The sequence below is a fragment of the Bradyrhizobium sp. USDA 3256 genome (genome assembly GCF_054058275.1).
This window is the reverse complement of record NZ_JBSSAE010000002.1, coordinates 2397859-2416852: the sequence shown is the minus strand read 5'-3', so window position 1 is coordinate 2416852 and position 18994 is coordinate 2397859. Positions and strand designations below refer to the sequence as shown.

Below are 18994 nucleotides of genomic sequence, written 5' to 3'. Positions count from 1 at the left end.
CCCTCAGGTTCGGGAACGGTATTGGTGCAATTTGCGATACAGCGTAGCGCGCGAAAGCCCGAGCTTCTCGGCAGCGGCGGCAATGTTACCGCCAGCATTCGCGACCGCCCTCTCGATGGTGCGGCGTTCCACCTCGTCGAAACGCGCAATCTCGTCGCCTTCCGATCCCGTCGAGCTATGCCCCGCCTGCACGGACACCGAGGAGGGCTGAACCGACGCCATTTCCACGAAATCCTCTGGCAAGTCCCGGGGAGCGACGATGCCGGTGATCGTCATCAGCACGAGATTCTCGACCAGATTGCGCAGTTCGCGAACGTTCCCGGGCCAGCTATAGCGACGCAGCAACTCCATCGTCGCTGCCTCGAAGTGTAGCGGTTGGGTACTATAGGTCTCTGCAAACTGCCTGTTGAAATGATCGATCAGAATCTCGACATCGCCCAGGCGCTCACGGAGCGGCGGTATGGTGAACTTGACGACACCGATCCGGAAGTACAGGTCCTTGCGAAAACGCCCTTCCGCCACCTCCTGCTTCAGATTCCGATTGGTCGACGCCACGAGCCGGACGTCTACAGGTCGTGCCTTACTGTCACCAAGCCTGTACACCGCGCGCTCCTCCAGCACACGAAGCAAGTAAGGCTGCAGCTCCATCGGCATTTCACCGATCTCGTCAAGGCTGAGCACCCCGCCATTGGCAAACTCAAACCGTCCAGGCCTCCCCTCGCGCGTAGCGCCGGTATAGGCGCCCGGCGCATGTCCGAATAATTCGCCGCCGAGGAGTTCCTTGGAGACCGCACCGCAATTGAAGGCAATGAACGGCTCCTTGCCGGTATTCTGGCTGGCGGCGTGAACCAGACGGGCGAACAGTTCCTTGCCGACGCCGGTCTCACCCTCGAGCAGGATTGCCGTTCGTCCAAGCGCTGCCCGCTCAATCTTCTCGATCGTTTGCAGTAATGCGTCACTGCAGCCAACAATCGCTTCCCTGGCCGAAACAAGTGCGGCGCGGGCTGCTGGCGACATCTGGGATCGGGCAAGACTGGCGCGTGGCTTCGCTGCGAGCACGAGCATCGCGCCCTTTACGACGCCGTCGACCACGAGCGGCTCGATCCGCTGCTCGCGCAGTTCCTCGGGCAGCCCCTTGGCAAGGTCTTTCGCGAGAAAGCCTTTGTCGTTTGGCAGAAGCTGCCTCCCGATGCTCAAGTCTTGCGATTGCGCAATCCGGTGCCAGCGAACTGACGCCATGTCGTTATGGTGAACGACCCGGCCGAACCGGTCGAGAATAACGACCCCGTCAGCACTGTTCATCCCCGGCATTCGGGAAATGCTCGCCTCAAGCAGCCGCATTCTCTCGATGCGGATCTTTTCCGAGAGCGCCAGTTCGATGTGATGGGCCGCGACCACCGCCAGGGCCACATTGTGCCGGTGAAAGATTGCTTGAGGTCCGGAAAAGTCGACGATGCCGATGATGCTGCCGTCTATCGGACTGCGAATGGGGCTACCGACGCAGGTCCACGCCTTGATGCCCTCCGAGAAATGCTCGGCCGCATGGACATGAACCGGCTTTCCAGTGACCAGCGCTGTGCCGATGCCATTGGTGCCGGTGACCGCTTCGCCCCAGGCCGCGCCTGCTTCCAGGCGAATATCGTGCCCCGCATCAATGGTCCGCCGATCGCCCCCGACCTCCAGCACGACGCCGTTCCCGTCGGTGATGACCACCATCGTCGCCGCGTCACCAAGCACCTCGGCAATACGGCGGAAGGTCTCGGCGCTCGAACCAAGCAGATCATCATTCTTCAAACGAAGTTCATAGAGATCGTCCGGCGAGGCTAGGAGATGACTGCCCTTGCCACGAGCATCAACCCCGGACTTGACGCTGCGCTGCCATGAATCCTCGATGACGCTTCGCACCGGAGCGTTCTCGCGCCTCAGGTCCCCGAAGGTCAGGAAGTTTTCCCATGCCTTGTTGGTTTCGCCCTCATCGTATGGCCGCCCCTGCTCCGCGTCCGAAGCTTTGTAGCCTTCCAGGGAAAACGGCGGCTTGGCCATGAGCGTTTCCGTCAGCATTGGAGCACCATACGTCCGTTGGCAAACAGCAACCCGATCGGCAAACACAAACTGAGCCGGAGCCGACCGGGATCGCTTTCCCTGCAGGCTCAGCTCACGCAGATCATTCGACGCTTCTGGAGATCGCGTCCAGGCCGAGACGACCTGAGATGACCTGTTCCAGGTGAGCTTCCGACGTCTCGTCGGGCACACTCACTCCCTCAAGGTCGGCCAGGACCCTGTACAATTCGTCGTCCAGCGGCTCGAAGATCCCGTTCTCGCGCGTCGCCAGAGCGAAGTATCGCGATTGGCCGTTGCCACGCAGTTCGCCGACAAAATCGAGCTGCCGTCCCGATGCGAGATCGGCGATCACGACGCGACCGTTATGGCTGATCCGCACATAAGGCTCGACCTCTTTTGGGCGAGCCGGCGGCGTGGACCAGAGCTTGCCCGACGGCTGGGGCTGCGGAGGGGGCGTCGGGTTGCGCAATTGCTGCCAACGCCCGAGTGTCAGATGATTGGCGAGCGCGTTGATCGTCGTGCGGTTCCTCTGAAGGAAGTCCTTGGCCGCCAGTTCTTCACGGTGCGGACCGTCGCGCTTGGAGATAATATAGACCATGTCCCTTTTCCTCCCGCCCGGCTGATCGGATGAGCCTGGAGGCTTGTTACACTGCCTCCTTCGGCTCATGCCGGGACTTTCAAGATTGTAACCCGTTCCGGATCGTTGTCACGGTGCAATCAATCATTCGATCGCGAACGTCACGTCGCCGCCACCATCTGGCGCGTTACTCCCGCCTTGAAGACGTAACCGGACAGTGTGGCACCCAGGCACGGCGCCACAAAATAGAGCCACACCTGTGACAGCGCATCGGAGCCCGCAAACAATGCGGGCCCAAACGAGCGCGCCGGATTGACCGACGATCCCGACACAGCGATGCCGGCGAGATGGATCGCGACCAGCGTCAGACCGATCACCAACCCGGCATAGGCAGACGCCGCTCCGTTTTGCGTCGCACCAAGGATCACCGTCAGAAACAGGAACGTTGCCGACGCTTCGAACACGAACGCGGATAGAACACCGTACTGGCCCCAGCCATTCTGGCCAAAGCCGTTCGCCGCGACGTCGTAGCCTCCGACCTTGCCTTCGGCGATGAGGTACAGCACGGCCGCAGCCGCGATTCCCCCGACGAACTGCGCGACGATATAGCCCGAGAAATCCCGCGGCGACATCCGCCCGGCGACGAGCATCCCGAGGCTGACCGCCGGATTGAGATGAGCACCGGAGATATGTCCGATAGAATAGGCCATTGCGACCACGGTCAGGCCAAATGCGAACGCGACGCCCAGCAAGCCGACCTCGGCCCGCATAAAGATTACGGTCGCACAGCCAAAGAACACCAGCGCGAACGTACCGATAAATTCCGCAACATACTTCTGCATAACTCCCCCTTCCTGGTGATGGATTCGATATCGAGGTTTCTGTCCCTCTGGTCGCGGCCCGCGTCGTCTCCTGAGACGACGCGGTGAAACGCGGACCGCGCACACAGTCTCATGCGCGTCCAAGTTTCTCAGCCCCACCGCCCAGTGCGGGCCCCTGTGTCGGGTCGATATACTCCGGCACGTCGGCAATCAGCGTGTTGGTGGTCAGCACCAGGGTCGCGACGGAAGCTGCGTTTCGAAGCGCGGTATAGGTCACCCGGACGGGGTCGACGATGCCGGCCGACACCATGTCAATGAATACACCGTTGGCGGCATCGAACCCGACGCCCGACCTGGAGCTCTGCAGATCGGCCACGACCTTCTCCGCATCATGGCCGGCATTCCGTGCAATGAAAGCGGCCGGACGAGACAGGGTTTCTCGCACTAGCTTGATTCCCTCACCGAGGTCGCCATTGATGTTGCCGAGCGTACGTGTCACCACCGGCGCACACTGCGCCAACGCCGTGCCGCCACCGGGCACGATGCCCTCCTCGGCCGCGGCCCGCGCCGCACTGAGCGCATCGTCGATCAACTGGATCGTCCGCTTCTGCTCCACCGGAGTGACGCCGCCTGCGAGGATCACGGCAGTCCCGCCCGACAGCTTCGCCAACCGCTCCTTGAGCTTGTCCTGTTCGATGTTAGGCGGAGCCAGATCGTGCTGCTTGGCCACCTGCAGGCGCCGCGCCGCGATCGCCGCATCGTCGCCGCCGCCCCGAATGATCACCGTTTCCCGCGCACTGGCCCGCACCTGCCGTGCGGTGCCGAGATCGGCCAGGCTGGCCTCTTCCAGTCTGCCGCCAAGCTCGCGCGCAATGACCCGGCCACCGGTGATGATGGCGAGATCGTCCATCATTGCCTTGCGCCAATGACCATAATCAGGCGGATTGATCACCAGGATCTTGCCGCGATTGTCATCGCCGAGCAGTGTGACGACCACTTCCGGCGCAATCTCCTCGGCGACGATAACAAGCGGCCGCCCGGTCGAGGCGACCGTCGCGCGCACCGCCGCCAGCTCGGCCGGCGTTTTGATCTTCAGGTCGGTCAGGAGGATGTAGGGCTGATCGAGCACCACCTCCATCTTTTCGACATCCGTCACCATGTGGTGGGAGATGTAACCGCGATCGAACGACATGCCTTCGACGACTTCGAGCGTCGTGCTCGTCGTCAGCCCGTAGTCGGAACTGATGATGCCATCCTTGCCGACGCGCTGGACCGCCTCCGCAATCAGACCGCCCAGATGGGCGTCGGTTGACGCGATCGTCGCCACCGCCTCCAGCGTCTTGCGATCCGATACGGCAATTGCGGAGCTCTTCAAAGCCTCGACAACGACCTCAACAGCCCGGTCGATCCCTTTGCAGAGATCGACCGCCTTGGCGCCCCGCTCTAGTGCTGCAACTCCTCCCTGGATGAGGCCATTTGCAAGCACCATGGCGGTGGTCGTGCCGTCGCCGGCGACCTCATTGGTATGCATCGAGACCTCGCGCACCACCTGCGCACCCATGTTCTCGAAGCGATCAGGCAGTTCGATTTCAGAGGCGATGGTGACGCCATCGCGCGAGACGATGGGCGTGCCGATCGGCCTGTCGACCATCGCGTTCATGCCCTTCGGACCGAGGGTCGATTCGACCGCTGCTGCAAGCTTCTGGACCCCGCGCGCAAGAGCACGGCGGGCTTCGATATGATGTAGCAATACTTTCGGCATTGGCTTCACTCCCAAGCGGACGGATCTTGTTGTCTGGTTGGGCGGACTTGCTGACCGCTCCGGTTCTTGGCGCTTGCGGGCAGCGCGTTAAACGCGCCCCCACGCTTTAAGCTTCTCAAAGGTCACGGGCTGCCTGATGGAGCAGCACAGCGGCTGCTACAGCCGCCGCACGGTGACGGCGTCGGTCCGGGATTGTCGTCGACGAGTTCGCGACGACGGACGGCAAGCAGGCCTCTGCACAATGAGCTGTTGAATTCCATATTGATGCGCACTCCCCGCAAACGCTGCAGATAGGATGCCAGTTCGTGCCGTTTGATGGGGGCCCCCTCGTAGGTGACAAAGGTGCGATCCTCCGGGAGGCAGGCCAGGCCTGTTTCGATCAGAAGCTCGCGGTAGCGGGGCTTCTGTCGCGCGACGTCCGGCGAAGCAAACACGACCTCGTCAAAGCTACACAGACTCATCCGGCAGATCGCCGGATCTTCATAACCTATCCCCCGCAAGGCCAGGATCATGACCTCCTGGCGCCGCTCGAACGCCTTGCGGCGGAACTTATCCCGCAATTCGTCAAGCGAGCCTCCAGGTGCGAACTCCTTGAGCGCATCGGCAAACGACATCCCTTCGCGGACGCCGCGGTTGATCTGCTCCGCGACCATGTGGTCCCGAAGCTGTGGCCGCGCCTTGCGAACCCACGGCAGCGACGACACCGCCCGACGCATGTCGTCGGCCATGAGGAACGCGAAGTTCGCCGAACACCAGAAGGTCGGCAACCGAAAGACGATGTCGACATCGCCATCGTCATCGACGGTAACATGCTCGACGAATCCAAGCTCGGTCACAGGCTCGTCGAGCTCGGGGTCTGTCACCAACGCGAGGCGCTGCCACACCTCGCTGGTTCTTCGGTCACACTCGTGGAGCAGTGCGTTCATGTGATGTCATCCCGCCGCGGTCGCGTAGGCACCCTTCGCAAGCTTTGCCTTCTGTGCCTCGACATCCACGCCATAAAGCCGCGCGGCGTTGAGACCGAGGATCTTCTTCTTTGCCTGCGGCGTCAGATCGACACCGTGCTCCTGCTTCAGATCCTCGGGCAGCTCGAAGTTCCAGAACTTCTCGACCAGCCATCGAGGCGTCCAGATGGCGTAGTCGCTGCCGAAGAGAATCTTGTCCTCGCCGACCCAGAACAGCAATTCGCTGATCACTTCCGCGAAATACCGTGGACGTCCGTGAATGAACGGCAGCGCGACCGCAAGGCCGCCATAGACGTTGGTCTCCTGGACGGCGATCCAGCAGAAGTCGTCGAGCCTGGGCAGCCCGCAATGCTCGATGATGAAATTCAGGCCCTGAAAATCGGTCGCCGCGTGATCGACGTCGTGAACATCGAATGCATCCTTGTCCAGCGGGATGATGGTCGGCCCCTTGTGGACGTGGACGTTCGTGATGCCGAGCTTCTGGCACAGTTCGAAGCAACGATAGGCGTTCGGATCGGTGAGCTTCCAGCCCCGCGACTCGCCCTTCCACTCGGCGGTGTAGAGCTTGACGCCCTTGATGCCGAACGTATCCTTCATGTAGTGGATGTATTCCAGCGCCCGCTCACCGTCGCGCGGATCAAATGCGCCGTTGACGATGAAGCGGTCCTTGTACTTCTTCGCCATCTCGGCGTTGCGGTCGATGGTGTTGAAGCCGTTCTTGTAGAATTCCGTGAGGTAGGTCGACTGCACGATGGCCATGTCGTCCGGACCGTCGACGAACAGATCGCGGTACATCTGCTCTGCGCTGTATTTCTCGAATTGCTCCTTGGGCCAGAGCTTGTCCTTTGGACTGAGCGAGCTGTGGTAGGCGTAGAAGCAATCAATGAACTGCTTGCCGTGAATGTTGAGCTGGTTCGCCGGACTGCCGTCCCAGAAGTGGGTATGACCGTCGATGACGAAAACTTCCTCGCCCGTGGGAGTTATGAACATGATGATCTCCGAGAATTTGATAGGCGCTGTTCGATCAATCCACGCATCGTAGCTGCGCGAACACTTTGGAAACGGCGGGACCACACCGTTGAGGATGCGGCCCCCAGTGAGGGAGCTTCACTCGATGTATTCGAAGACCTCGTCCATGTTTCCGAACAGCGTCACCGTATTGTCGTCGATGCGCACCATCCGGCCGTAGTGGGTCGAGGTATTCACTTCGAATATCTCGGCCGTCATGTCTTTTCCGAGGATGTCGCTGATCTCATCCATCTTGAAGATCAGCTTGCCCTCGCCGTCGATGCGGATCAGGGCCGGCTGGTAGGTCACGGTCACGTTCGGCTTTTTGCCCATGAATTCAGCGATGGCGCGCGCTTCGACGCTGTCGTTCATGGTGACGCCGCACTGATGGGATATCGTCTGTTCAAAACGGAGATCTCCCATCTTCTGGAAGATGTTCTGGTTGGTCGCACTTCTTGAAGCAATGGACATTGCAATTCACTCCTTGGGAAGGACGAGACCGAGCTCGCCGAGAATCTTCTTGATGCGTTCGACCGACTGCGCGCGGACGTCGGCGTACTGCACCGGCTTCGAATGTGGTTGCGACCAGATCGGCTGCAGTCCGGCGGCCGCCTTGCCGGCCAGCGCCACGTGCTTGTTAACCCAGCCCTGGAACAGCTTCTTGTTGTGTGCGGCGTGCTGATTGTCGCTCACCAGCAGATGCATCAGGTCGATCGTGTTGGCGAGATTGCGCTCATAGTCGGCCTCGGCCGCCGAAATGACCGCCGGCGTGATGAAGTCGCCGTTCGGCGAGCCGACCTGCATCAGGAATCCGCTGCGGAACAGCTCACCGACCAGCGGCTCAAACACGATGTTGGTGGCGAAGTACTGCTCGACATAGTCAGCCGACCCCATGATCGATTCGATCGCTTCCCGGGTGCCCTGCCAGCCCTTGTCCTCCAGCCACGCCCGCTTGCCAGCCGTGTCGTCGAAGCCCGGAATGTCCATTCCGATCTCGGCGAGATAGAGCGTGATGTCCTGGGCCAGCCGAAGCTTATAGGACGAGTTCGTCAGGGTCGCGTTGTTGATCATCTGGGTGTAGCCGTAGCGCTGAGCTTGCATCAGCGATGTGCCGAGCCCGAACTCGGCGTGCTTCCACGCACCGAGGTGGTTTTGCAGGATCTTGACCCAGGCCTTGTCGAAGCCCTTCGGCGCACCGGACTTGCGGCCGTTGGCGATCACCGATTGCACCATCGTCTCGATCTTGGACTGGCGCTGGTAGTGGGTGCGCTCCCACTCCTGATCGGGCGCACGGAAGGCATGCCAGTTCGAGCTCAACGCGGCCGTGTTGTCCTTGGTGTAGGCCCCCTTTCCGTTGGGGAAGGAGATGATCCAGTCCTGCAGCAAATAGCGTTCCGGATCGGGCTGAACGTCTACGGTCACGTCCTCATAGTGCGTCGCCCGCTTGCTGCGGGGCTCGAAATACCGGTACTTGCGGCTGTCCGAATCCGGAAACACCGCAGCGCCTGCTGCACCGGATTTCGCTGGAACACTTTGAACGGCAGTCATGGTCGTCTTCCTCCTCCCTTGGTGGGCTCTGTAAAAGGCACGGTCGCTATTCGAAAACCTCAGTTGTTGGCTGGTGTGAACTTGTCGAAGAAGATGCGATCCGACTCGACGTCGTTCAGCTGCAGCACGGGCACCAGCGCCTCGATCATCGGCGACGGTCCACACGCATAGACGTCGACGTCTTCGCCATATCTCGCGTTGCGAAGGTGCGCTCCGACGGCTTCGTGCACGAAGCCCTTTGCTCCACTCCAGGCCGCATCATCGGCCGCATGGGAGAGCACCGGGATGAACTTGAACTCCGGATGCCTGGCGGCGAGTTCTGCGAAGCGATCGAGGTAAAAAAGATCGTTGCGCGTCCGTGCGCCATAGAAGAAGTGCACCGGACGAGCCTCGCCAGACTCGATGTGATCGTGCAGGATCGACCACAACGGCGACATTCCCGATCCGCCGCCGACCAGGACTATGGCTCCGGCTCTGTTTTCTCGCCGGAAACAGGTCCCGTAGGGTCCGCGGATTCCGACCGCGGTTCCGGCGGAGAGGTCTCCGTCGAGCCGGGAAGAGAAGCGTCCGTTCGGGTATTTTTTGATGATGAATGCGAGCTTTTCGCCCTCGATCGGCGAATTTGCCATGGAAAACGAGCGCGTAATCGTCTCTGCCCCCGGGAGCGTGATGTCGACATATTGACCCGCCCAGAACTTCAGAGGTTGCTCGAGCGATATCTCGAGGAGCCGGATGTCATGGGTCAGCGCGGAGACGCTCGTGACTGTGCCCGCGAAGTCCCTCACCGGGATCGATTTCGACAACACCTCCTCGTCGTAGTTGAGGAGCTCCACCTCGAGATCCGAATAGGCCAAGGTCCGGCACAGCAGGATGTAGTCCTGGCCTCGCTCCATCTCATTGAGGGCGAACGTCGAATATTTCTTGAGCTCTACTTCGCCTCCGGTAAGGACGCATTTGCACGCCGAGCACTGTCCCTCCTTGCAACCATGCGGCAGTGCGATGCCCTGGCGAAAGGCGGCGTCAAGAACGGTCTCGTTCTCCTCGACCTCGAATTCTATGCCTACCGGTTGCAGGCGAACGACATTAGCGGGCGTGCCCATAGGGCCTCCTCAAACCAAGACTTGCGTATCTTCCGGAGAGTGATCGGAAGGAGCCGGCCGGAGCCGGCCCCTTCCGCCTCGGCTAGTTGCAGGGATTGATGGTGAATCCCTTGCGATACTCGGCGAGATGCTTTTCCCGGTCGGCCGGGCTCATTTCCCGCAGCGTGAGCAGCGGGCTCTTCAGGATGTGGCCGCGGACGTCGTCGAGCGTCCACATTTCCTTCTCCTCGAAGCGCAGGTGCGGCTGGGCGACCAGGGTCTTGCCGTCGGTGCGCACGAAGCCGAGATCCTTGATGGCGTCGGCGATATCGACATTGTGGTAGACGCTTTCCCATTCGCGACGGCCGCTGAACCGTCCCATCGCGGGGGTCGGACGCCCCTGATACTCGCCGGCGAAGGCTTCGACGGCCGTCCAGCGATCGAGCTCATGGGCGAACGTGTAGAGCTTGCCGTCGATCTCGCCGGTGACCATGTCCTCGCGGATCAGGCAGGGCACCAGGCACGACCAGCAACGATGCGGATAGACGTAACCGACATCGCTGTTGAACAGGATGTTGGTCTGGCCGCGATGCGACAGCTTCTCATACCATTTCCAGAAGTCGCCGAACTGCGCATACCAGCCCGGATACTTGTGCTCGAACCACTCGAAGTCCTTGTCGGTCTGCGCCTCGATGCGCCAGAAGTTGGCCGACCAGCCGACCGCGAAGAACTGCGCGACCTTGTGGACATAGTGCTTCTCGGTCAGACGCTTCCAGGCAGTCTGAACGTCGTCATGATGGATCTTGATGCCATACTTCTCGAGCGGCAGCATGTAGGTGCGATAATAGTCCTCGAAGATCCAGCGGTGCCACATCTCGGCATAGGACTCCTTGGTCTTGTCGCGGTTCGTGGTGCCGTACTCGATGAAGGTGCCGATCGCTGCGTCGACGATGGCGTGGTTCTGCCAGAAGGCATAGCGCATGTCGCGCTCGAGCAGCAGATGGTTCTCCGGCTCCTTCAGCATCGACATCAGCATCGAGTGGCCGTTACCGATGTGCCGGCTCTCATCCGACTGCACCGACAGGAAGACCGTCGGCAGCGCGTAGTCACCGTTGCGGGCCGCTTCCGACGGCATGGCGACGAACAACGTGTTGGTGAACGCGGTCTCGGCGACCACGGTCAGGTACACGTTCGCAGAGGTGATCGCATCGCCGGTGATGAAGCCCTCACCGAACTGCCTGCCGATCGTGGTGGCGTAGCATTTGCCGAACGCCTCCTCGGTGATGTCGAAGCCGGCCGGATCGATGTAATTCTCCATGTACCACTTCTTGAGATTCATCTGGATCGTCGAGTGACGGAACTCGTCGACCATCTGCATCGTGAAGCCGGTGCGAAGATCTTCACCTGGAGCGAGGCGGCCGACCATAGCCATGGACCTGGCGGCGGAAATTTCCGGGAACGGGATTATCGCCAGGAACAGCTTCATCCACTCGACCCAACGCGGCTCGACGTTGCGGAACATGTCGCCGCGCAGCGCAGCATCGAGCGCACCGTAGACGCGGTTGTCCTTCTCCTCCTGCATCGGGAAATAGGAGCGGAGGACCTGCTTCATCGGATCCTTCGGCGCCTTCGCGATCTTGTAGTCCGTGGGAAAGGTCATCGCTTCCTGGACGTAGGAAGGATTCCATCCGAGATCTGCAATCTTCTTTGCAGCATCACCGACGGATATGCCGCGCTGGGCGGTGATCTTGTTGAGTGTTAAAGTTCCAGACATCTCGTCTTTCCTCCTGATCGGGTCAGAAACCACATCGATATTCCGCCTGCCTGGACCTTCGCGGACCGGGCAGTGCCTACCCGTGCGTTACGGGCCACCTCGCGGCCGCTTGCATGGCCGGACGTTTGATATCGGCAAGGGTCTCGGGAACGACTGTGGTGCACCGCAACGATGATCAGGCGCGATCTTCCGAACTACGGTCCTGCGATCGCTATACTTCATCCCACACATGATGCGCCCTCAGGCAAGCGTCCCCTTCCCTCGTTCTTGTCGCGGCTCACCCCAGACGGAGCAGTCGGCGTTGTTGTGATCAGGAGCTTTGCAATGGGCGTGCCAGCGCATCCGAGGCGCTCGCCAACTCTCTTTCCGAGGTATCGACGCGTGTATGGCGTGGGCGGACGCGTTACACGGGCCCGGCCTGCTGCCGGAAGCGATGCAGATTGCGACGGAAATTGCAGAATGAGAATTCCGACAGCGCAAAGGGATTGGTGCAGCGATGTTTGCGTTGCAAGAATGGAAGCAGGCTTGGATGCCGATAACGCTTCGTTGGAATCAGTAACGACTGCACGTTGGGTCCAGCGATGTTTCGGGACCTCGAACCTGGGCGGCTCTTCTAGCCGATGCGCGGGAACACTTGCCCATACGCATGCGCCAATCAGCAAGAGGTCTCCGCAACGGCCGAGCACTTTATCTGCCCCGCCCTGGAGATCCAGCGATCGCAATAGAGCGCGTAACAGTCATGACCGCAGAACGACAGCCCGGTGCTGAATTCTTTGAGATAGTGGGCGCCGATTGGCTCACAGCAAAGCATACAGAGGATTCTCGGGCGCAGGGCCATGCCGTTCACCAGAATGAACCTCATATAGCGCCGCTCAATGCGAAGAAATGATGTCACTCTCGCCCCCAATTCAGCCGACCCGGAACGACGAAGCGTCTTGCGGGCGGCTCCCAGCACTGCCTTTAAACGGTCAACTCATGCTTCGCGGCTCCCTGCCGCATAGTTCGTGCAACGGCCGTGCCAGACCGTCCGGAACCTCCGACAACAGCTTCTTGAACGCCGTGATCACCGGCGATCCCTGATGACCGCGCCCCGTCAACTTGAGAGCGTCCACGACGCAAATTGCGACAAAGATGCAAATTGAGACTCGCCGTGAACTGCAGGTGGCATTCTCACCTCAGTTTGCGATGCAGCATGAAAAGTCGGTTTGGATGCCTAGAGCCGATTTGGTCGATTGGCTGCTTCCGGCCGGACTAAAAAACTCGTTTCCGATGAGCTTTCAAAGCCACCTCCAGCGCGCCCAAACGAACGAGAATTTGTATGCCGTGTCAGGAGACGGGCCGGTGAAATCCACCACGAGCAAATGCTCGCGGTGGACGAGACCCGGGTTCACGGAATTAAAACTGCGCGTCCATGAATCTTGCCGGCATTGAGATCGTGCAAGGCCTTGTTTGCATCGGCGAGACGATACTCGGCGGTTGCCAGTTCAACCAGACCGCGGTCTGCGAGCGCCATTAACTCCGTCAGCTCGGCCCATGTGCCGACGAGATTGCCGATGATGTTCTTCTCGGTGATCACCATGTCGACAGTCGGGATGCGGATGTCCTCGCCGTAACCAACAACGTAGTAACTTCCCATCGAACGGGTCATCGCCAGCCCCTTCGATGTCGTGCCCTTCTCACCGACGAAATCGATTACCGCCTCCGCGCCGTTTCCGGCGGTCAGAGCCAGAACGGCAGCCACTTCTTCGCCGTCGGCTTTCACCAGATGGTCGGCACCTGACTTTTCGGCCAGCTTCAGCGACGCTTCGGACTTGTCGACGACGATAATATCGGCGGCGCACATTGCTTTGAGGCACTGGATTGCGATGTGACCCAATCCACCTGCACCGATAACGACGCAAGATTCGCCGGGCAAAAGGTGACGCGTAGCCTTCTTGACGGCGCGATAGGCCGTGAGCCCCGCGTCCGCATAAGGCGCCACCTCCTTGGGGGCGAGCGTCCGTGGCAGCGGCACGATATTCCGCTCCGAGGTGCAGAGGAATTCTGCATAGCCACCGTTGCAATCCAGACCAGGAAACGTGCCGGGACCATGCATGTCGAAGCCGCGACGACAGGCGAGACACGTTCCTCCAGTGATCTTCGGATGAACAATGACGGGATCTCCTTTCTTCAGTCCCTCGACCTCCTTGCCGACCTCCTCGACCCAACCTGCATTTTCGTGTCCCATGATGATGGGGAGGAGTTTGTCGCCGGACGGATCCATGTGCGGCTTCCAGACTCCTTCGATGATATGGATATCGGTCCTGCATACGCCCGCGCCGCCGATTCGGACGATAACGTCAGTCGATTTCGTCAGCTTGGGATCAGGTACGTTTTCTTCGATGACCCAGCGGTCGTTGGACAGCCTCTCGTCATACGCTCTCAATACTTGGGCTTTCATGTTCTCCTCCGTCTGCCCAGCGAACCTTGTGCTCGCCGTTGCGGAGGCGCCTCAGCATTTTTCGTGCCAGCACAATTGCTCTTGCAGCGCGACGCAGGATGCGGGGAGCCCGTCGGGAAACTTGCCCCGATCAAGACGGTGCCCGTCGCGCCAATTGGATGACCCAGCGCGATCGAACCTCCATTGACGTTGATCTTGTTTCGATCGATCCGCAGGTCGCGGATGTACTTCTCCACGGCGACGGCGAACGCCTCGTTGACCTCGAACAGGTCAATATCATCGCGCGTCAGTCCGGCCCTGGCGAGCACCTTGCGGGATGCGGGAAGAATATCCGCGGCCGGCGCGACAATCTGCACAGTCGGAAGCGCTTCGTCGCGCACCATGCTCGCGCTGCCTGTAGTGAGATTTTTCTTGATCTCCGCGTGCACACGTCGTGCACACGTGGCCATCTAACCAACTGAAAACCTTGAACTTTCGTTCCAGTCCATCATTGGGGCAACGGAAAATTTCCGTGTCATCTCAATTGCGTAGCCGCAACATCCGTTCAATGCAACATGATGTTTCGGAGCGCTGCCCGGCGGAAACAGGCCCGGCCCAACCAAAATATCGAAAACAACCCCATGCAAAGCAGCTTCGCCCTTGCAAGGAGCCCAGCGCAGAGGCGGTCAGGATTGTATCGGCTACCCGGGAAGTCGACAGATATCCGGATGCAGCAGCGGCGCCTCCTTGATCCAGATTTTCGCGCCCTGCGGGCCCACGGTCGCTTTCAGGTCGACGCCGCTGGGTAGCCGACCCCAGCCCTGCGGCTGCAGCGTCTCGCCCCCGATCGTTAGTCCCCCCGATAGAACAAAGAACTCGAGCCCGCGCGCGTTCGCAAGGCTGATGACTTCACCCGGCCGCCAGTCTTCAAGGCGGACCTCTTCGTGGCCGTCGTCAAACAGCACACTGACGCTGCTTGCACCGGGGCGCGGCGCAACGTGTTGGCCCTCACCTGGCTGACGCACGACCTGGGTCCGGTCCTCGTCCCGGAACTGCCAGAGCCGCACGAAGATGGTGCAGCCGTCCTTCGAGGCGGGAACATGTGACGTCCCTGGAGGGTTGCGGAAGTAGCTGCCCGCGGGGTAGTCGCCATGCTCATCCTGAAAGGTACCTTCAAGGACGACAATCTCTTCTCCACCCCCATGCGTATGACGCGGGAACGCGCTACCGGGAGCATAACGCACGATCGAGGTCGCGCGCGCGACTTCGCCGCCAATGCGGAACAGCATGCGCCGATCCACGCCGGCCGACGGACTGGCCACCCAGTCCAGCTTCGAGGCGTGAACGATAACGGGCTTCGACAGATCATCGTTGATGCGCATCGTTACTCTCCCTCAGGCGGCGCCATCCGAAACCCACCGCTTCGCCATTTCGGATCTCTTGACCAGTGCAGGTCCCAAACCAGGACACGTTCAGATCCCCGCGAGCGGAACGCCACTCGCCACATTCTGCGGTCGTCGTGACGCGATCAGCCGCCGCGCCTCGTCGGCTCGACCGCTGCGCAGCAAGGCGCAGGTCACGGAATATTCCAGCAGGTCGCGCTGGGCGCGGCTGCCTCCAACCCTTTCATGGGTTGCCAGGACGGGCCTTAGCTCATCGACGACCCGTGTCCAGTCGCCCTTGGCCAAACCATCGAAGCCGCGCGCGATGGGCACCACCATGTCCGCGGCGGGTCCCTTCGGGTTCTCGATGATCCTCGCCAAGGCCTCCGCGTCGCCAGCCATTGCAAAGGCAAGCGCGCTGTGCATGTCGGCAAAGATGATCCCCGAGTTGGGAAACCACTTCGCCGCATACTGGCTGATCTCGCTCCAGAGTTCCGGATATCGCGGCTCGCCCGCCATCTCGGCGCGCGCAAGGAACGAGGCGCAATCCGTGAGGACATTGATTTGCGGCCCCCACGAGCCGCCCGGATGCAGCGCCTCACGATAGATCTTCCAGGCTTGATCCCGCCTGCCGGTCTCCAGCGACCACAGGGCAAGATGCCAACTGATATGGCAATGCAGTTGCCCCTCGCGTGGGTAGGCGGCGTTCCATTGCTCGAGATAAACCAGCCCCTCCTCGCGCTGTCCCTGCTCATAGAACAGATGGGCCTTGATATGCGCAGCGTGAGCGTTGCGGGGACAACCACGAAGTGCGGTCTCGATATTCCTGAAACCACTGTCGAGCCTGTGCAGCTCGATTTCGGCAAACGCGAGCACGGTTCGAAACCACCAGTCATCGCCATAATGGGTTGCAAGCGGCTCCAGCATCGCCAGTTGCTCAACCTCGCGGCCGGACTTGCCCGAGAAGCCGATCAAGCCGAAGACACCGGTGGCCGGTGCCAGCACCATGGCATCGCGCGGCCAGTGCTTCATATGTTCGGCGATCGCCGAAACCGCCGCAGCGCCTTGACCACTCAGGATCTTGGCAAAGATCGCAATATGACCTTGCTCACGCGAAGTCGTAGCCGGCGCTAGCGCGATCGCGCGTTCGAGCGGCGCTTTGACTTCGTTGCCGCGACCGAGCAGTTGCAGGGTTCGCGCAAGCGCGATGTGCGCCAGAGCGAAACCTTCGTCGGCGGCGATCGCGTCGCGGAATGCCTGGTCAATTCCCGATCCGGCCGCGAGCAGCTTGTCGACGCCGGCGACATATGCGTCGCGGGCGGCGGCAGAGCTTGTGCTCAAGGGGTTACCGTACCGGTCTTCAAGAACGCGCACCCGATTTCCCATCGAACTCTCGGTCATTTTGATGACACTCCCTCCATGGAAACCTGCTTGGCCTTGGCTTGCCGCCGGCGGCGCTCATCACCCAGCTTGAGCAGCCGCTCTCGATCCGCTGGATTTACTCTTCCATACCGGGGCCGCCAAAGGGAACCCTCCTCCTTCCACGCAAATGGCGCTTTCACAGTCGTTCGCGGCGCCGTCGCCGTGTCAAGAAGGGCGAGCGCCTGGCGCATGATTTCGCGCTGCATGTCCGGTCGCCAGGGATGCCCGCAAGGATTGCCCAGCGGGAAATCCGTGAAATAGAACCGTGGCACGCCGCAGTGCTCCACGACATCCTGCGCCGAGCCGACAATGACCGTCGGAATGCCGTTCGCTTCCAGATGCCGGGCGACCAAGCTTACGGTCTGATGACACACGGGGCAAAGGGGGCAAAGGATCGCAGCATCAGCCCCGTCTTTTCGAACCCGTGCCAGGATTTCAGGTGCATCCTCCGCGTTCGTTTTCCGTTGGCTGTATTCTGTCGGCACGCCGTGAAAGTGCCGGGTCAGTCCGACGAGGGCACCTTCGCCGACCAATCCGAAAGCGGCTTCTACCGGCAAGAAGCTGCCCGGATCATTGGTGTGGGTCGACTCCTTGTCCCACGCAACATTGTCGGTAAACAGCTTCCCGGGCGGCGGCGAAACCACACCCGACCATACCCGTTTGACGCCGTCAAAATCCGGCGGACTGGCCGTGGTAATCAGTGCGATACGCAGGTCCGATGATGGTTTGGCAGGTTTGGTGAAAGGGACATCATCAAAGGTCGCCCAGACATAGTCGTTGTCGTAACCAAGGGCACGGTAATATTGGCGCGTTCGCTCCATATATTGAACTGGGGTTTCCGCTACGCTCATGTGGATTCTCCTCGAGACGCTAGCTTGGTCGTGCGGCCGGGCCGGTATGAAAAGCCGATGAGTGCCAGCAACGCGCCGAGCAGTGGTCCGCACGACAGCATCAGGACGGTCGACCAGCCGAAGGACGACAGCAGCCCGCCCGAAAGGAAGGAGCCGACGGTCATCGTGCCGAAGACCACGAAATCATTGAGCGACTGAACGCGCGCCTTTTCCTCGGGACGATGGCACTCCAGGATCATCGCGGAGGCGCCGATGAAGCTGAAGTTCCAGCCGATCCCGAGCAGGCTCAGCGTCGCCCAGAAATGCACGACATCGATCCCGAGCAGGCCCACCGACGAAGAGGCCGCAATCAATACCAGCCCGACCGCGACGATCGCGGATGCGCCGAAGCGCGTGATCAGGCGGCCGGTCCAGAAACTCGGGGCGTACATCGCGATGACGTGCCACTGCAGACCGAGATTGGCCGATTCCTGAGGCAGCCCGCAGAGCTTCATCGCCAGCGGGGCTGCGGTCATGAGGAAATTCATGAGCAGGTAGGAGACGACCCCGCAGATCACGGCCAGGATAAAGCGCGGCTGCCGGGCAATGACAGCGAGCGGCCTTCCGGCGTTGAGATGCGTTGCAGTCCGCGGAGGAAGCTCAACGCCCGCCAGAATGACCGCGGAGAGCGCGGCAACGACCGCCTGGCCGACAAACGTCGCAGCAAAGAGGTACGGCGCCCACAGATTCATGGTGTGCGTCACAAGCTGTGGACCGATCACACCGGCGAACACACCGCCAGCCATCACGGCCGAGAGCGCGCGCGGACGCCGTTCAGGCGCTGCGCAATCGGCCGCCGCAAAGCGGAACGAGAGCACCACGGCCGCATAGACGCCGCCAAAGAAGGTCCCTGCGCAGAATAGCGGGAATGACGCGTTGAGTACGGCAAGGAGCGCAATCAAGCCCGCGAGGACGCCGCTGCCTGCACCGAGCAGGAATGTCGCGCGCCGGCCATAGCGCTGCGCGACAGCGCCCGCCGGCAGCGTGCACATGGCCATGCCGACGACAAAAACCGAGACCGGCAGCGTCGCAAGTGCCTTGGTAGGCGCCAGCATGTCGCCGACCACGGCCCCGGTTGCGTAGACGACCGTGGAATTGGCGCCTGCGAGGGCCTGGGCGACAGCCAGCCTTGCGACATTGCTGCGCTCTCGGCGAATGGCGGTCGGCGCCTCATGGCTGGCAACGGGAAAATTGAAGTTCACGCTGCGGCTTGCTCCGCCGTTAGATGTCCGTCGACGGGACGTCGCCGATCGGACCGGTGGCCGGTCCAGGGCCGTGGATCACCG

General features: G+C 61.0%; 15 protein-coding genes and 1 pseudogene. All 16 read right to left on the bottom strand.

Going from position 1 to position 18994, the window contains the following annotated elements:
- Positions 1-3: 3 nt before the first annotated feature.
- The 16 genes and pseudogenes from ACVWY5_RS12825 to ACVWY5_RS12750 all read right to left on the bottom strand — a co-directional run bounded on the left by ACVWY5_RS12825 (position 4) and on the right by ACVWY5_RS12750 (position 18910).
- Positions 4-2043, bottom strand: a complete 2040-nt coding sequence (locus tag ACVWY5_RS12825; protein WP_244482437.1) for a sigma-54-dependent Fis family transcriptional regulator — start codon at positions 2041-2043, stop codon at positions 4-6.
- 121 nt (positions 2044-2164) lie between these two features.
- Positions 2165-2659 (bottom strand): hypothetical protein, encoded by a 495-nt coding sequence (locus tag ACVWY5_RS12820; RefSeq protein ID WP_028334175.1) that lies wholly within the window; start codon positions 2657-2659, stop codon positions 2165-2167.
- A gap of 140 nt (positions 2660-2799) precedes the next feature.
- A complete protein-coding gene (locus ACVWY5_RS12815; RefSeq protein WP_028334174.1) occupies positions 2800-3480 on the bottom strand; it encodes an MIP family channel protein in 681 nt (226 codons plus the stop codon).
- A 109-nt stretch (positions 3481-3589) separates the two neighbouring features.
- Complete coding sequence (gene groEL, locus ACVWY5_RS12810) at positions 3590-5221, bottom strand: molecular chaperone GroEL (RefSeq protein WP_028334173.1); 1632 nt, start codon at positions 5219-5221, stop codon at positions 3590-3592.
- A gap of 122 nt (positions 5222-5343) precedes the next feature.
- On the bottom strand, positions 5344-6147 hold the full coding sequence (locus tag ACVWY5_RS12805; protein ID WP_028334172.1) for an iron-sulfur cluster assembly protein: 804 nt from the start codon (positions 6145-6147) through the stop codon (positions 5344-5346).
- A 6-nt stretch (positions 6148-6153) separates the two neighbouring features.
- The gene (locus ACVWY5_RS12800; RefSeq protein WP_028334171.1) at positions 6154-7176 is read right to left on the bottom strand and encodes an amidohydrolase family protein; all 1023 of its coding nucleotides are present in this window, start codon (positions 7174-7176) and stop codon (positions 6154-6156) included.
- Positions 7177-7293: 117 nt separating this feature from the next.
- Positions 7294-7665: an MmoB/DmpM family protein gene (locus tag ACVWY5_RS12795; protein WP_028334170.1), complete on the bottom strand. Its 372-nt coding sequence runs from the start codon at positions 7663-7665 to the stop codon at positions 7294-7296.
- Between the two features lie 6 nt (positions 7666-7671).
- Positions 7672-8742, bottom strand: a complete 1071-nt coding sequence (locus ACVWY5_RS12790) for an aromatic/alkene monooxygenase hydroxylase subunit beta (protein WP_028334169.1) — start codon at positions 8740-8742, stop codon at positions 7672-7674.
- Positions 8743-8801: 59 nt separating this feature from the next.
- Positions 8802-9842 (bottom strand): 2Fe-2S iron-sulfur cluster-binding protein, encoded by a 1041-nt coding sequence (locus tag ACVWY5_RS12785; protein ID WP_028334168.1) that lies wholly within the window; start codon positions 9840-9842, stop codon positions 8802-8804.
- Between the two features lie 82 nt (positions 9843-9924).
- A complete protein-coding gene (locus ACVWY5_RS12780) occupies positions 9925-11595 on the bottom strand; it encodes an aromatic/alkene/methane monooxygenase hydroxylase/oxygenase subunit alpha (protein ID WP_028334167.1) in 1671 nt (556 codons plus the stop codon).
- Positions 11596-12982: 1387 nt separating this feature from the next.
- Positions 12983-14035 carry an NAD(P)-dependent alcohol dehydrogenase gene (locus ACVWY5_RS12775; protein ID WP_028334166.1) on the bottom strand — a complete coding sequence of 351 codons (1053 nt, stop codon included), beginning with the start codon at positions 14033-14035 and terminating at the stop codon, positions 12983-12985.
- A 125-nt stretch (positions 14036-14160) separates the two neighbouring features.
- Positions 14161-14358, bottom strand: a pseudogene (locus ACVWY5_RS12770) (acetyl-CoA C-acyltransferase); the annotation flags it as partial.
- Positions 14359-14715: 357 nt separating this feature from the next.
- Complete coding sequence (locus tag ACVWY5_RS12765) at positions 14716-15396, bottom strand: cupin domain-containing protein (protein ID WP_028334164.1); 681 nt, start codon at positions 15394-15396, stop codon at positions 14716-14718.
- 90 nt (positions 15397-15486) lie between these two features.
- A complete protein-coding gene (locus ACVWY5_RS12760) occupies positions 15487-16797 on the bottom strand; it encodes a tetratricopeptide repeat protein (RefSeq protein ID WP_028334163.1) in 1311 nt (436 codons plus the stop codon).
- Positions 16794-17669, bottom strand: a complete 876-nt coding sequence (locus tag ACVWY5_RS12755; protein WP_038377460.1) for a hypothetical protein — start codon at positions 17667-17669, stop codon at positions 16794-16796. The genes ACVWY5_RS12760 and ACVWY5_RS12755 overlap by 4 nt, the downstream gene beginning before the upstream one ends.
- On the bottom strand, positions 17666-18910 hold the full coding sequence (locus tag ACVWY5_RS12750; protein WP_051376140.1) for an MFS transporter: 1245 nt from the start codon (positions 18908-18910) through the stop codon (positions 17666-17668). Before ACVWY5_RS12750 ends, ACVWY5_RS12755 begins: the two co-directional genes overlap by 4 nt.
- Positions 18911-18994: the final 84 nt, after the last annotated feature.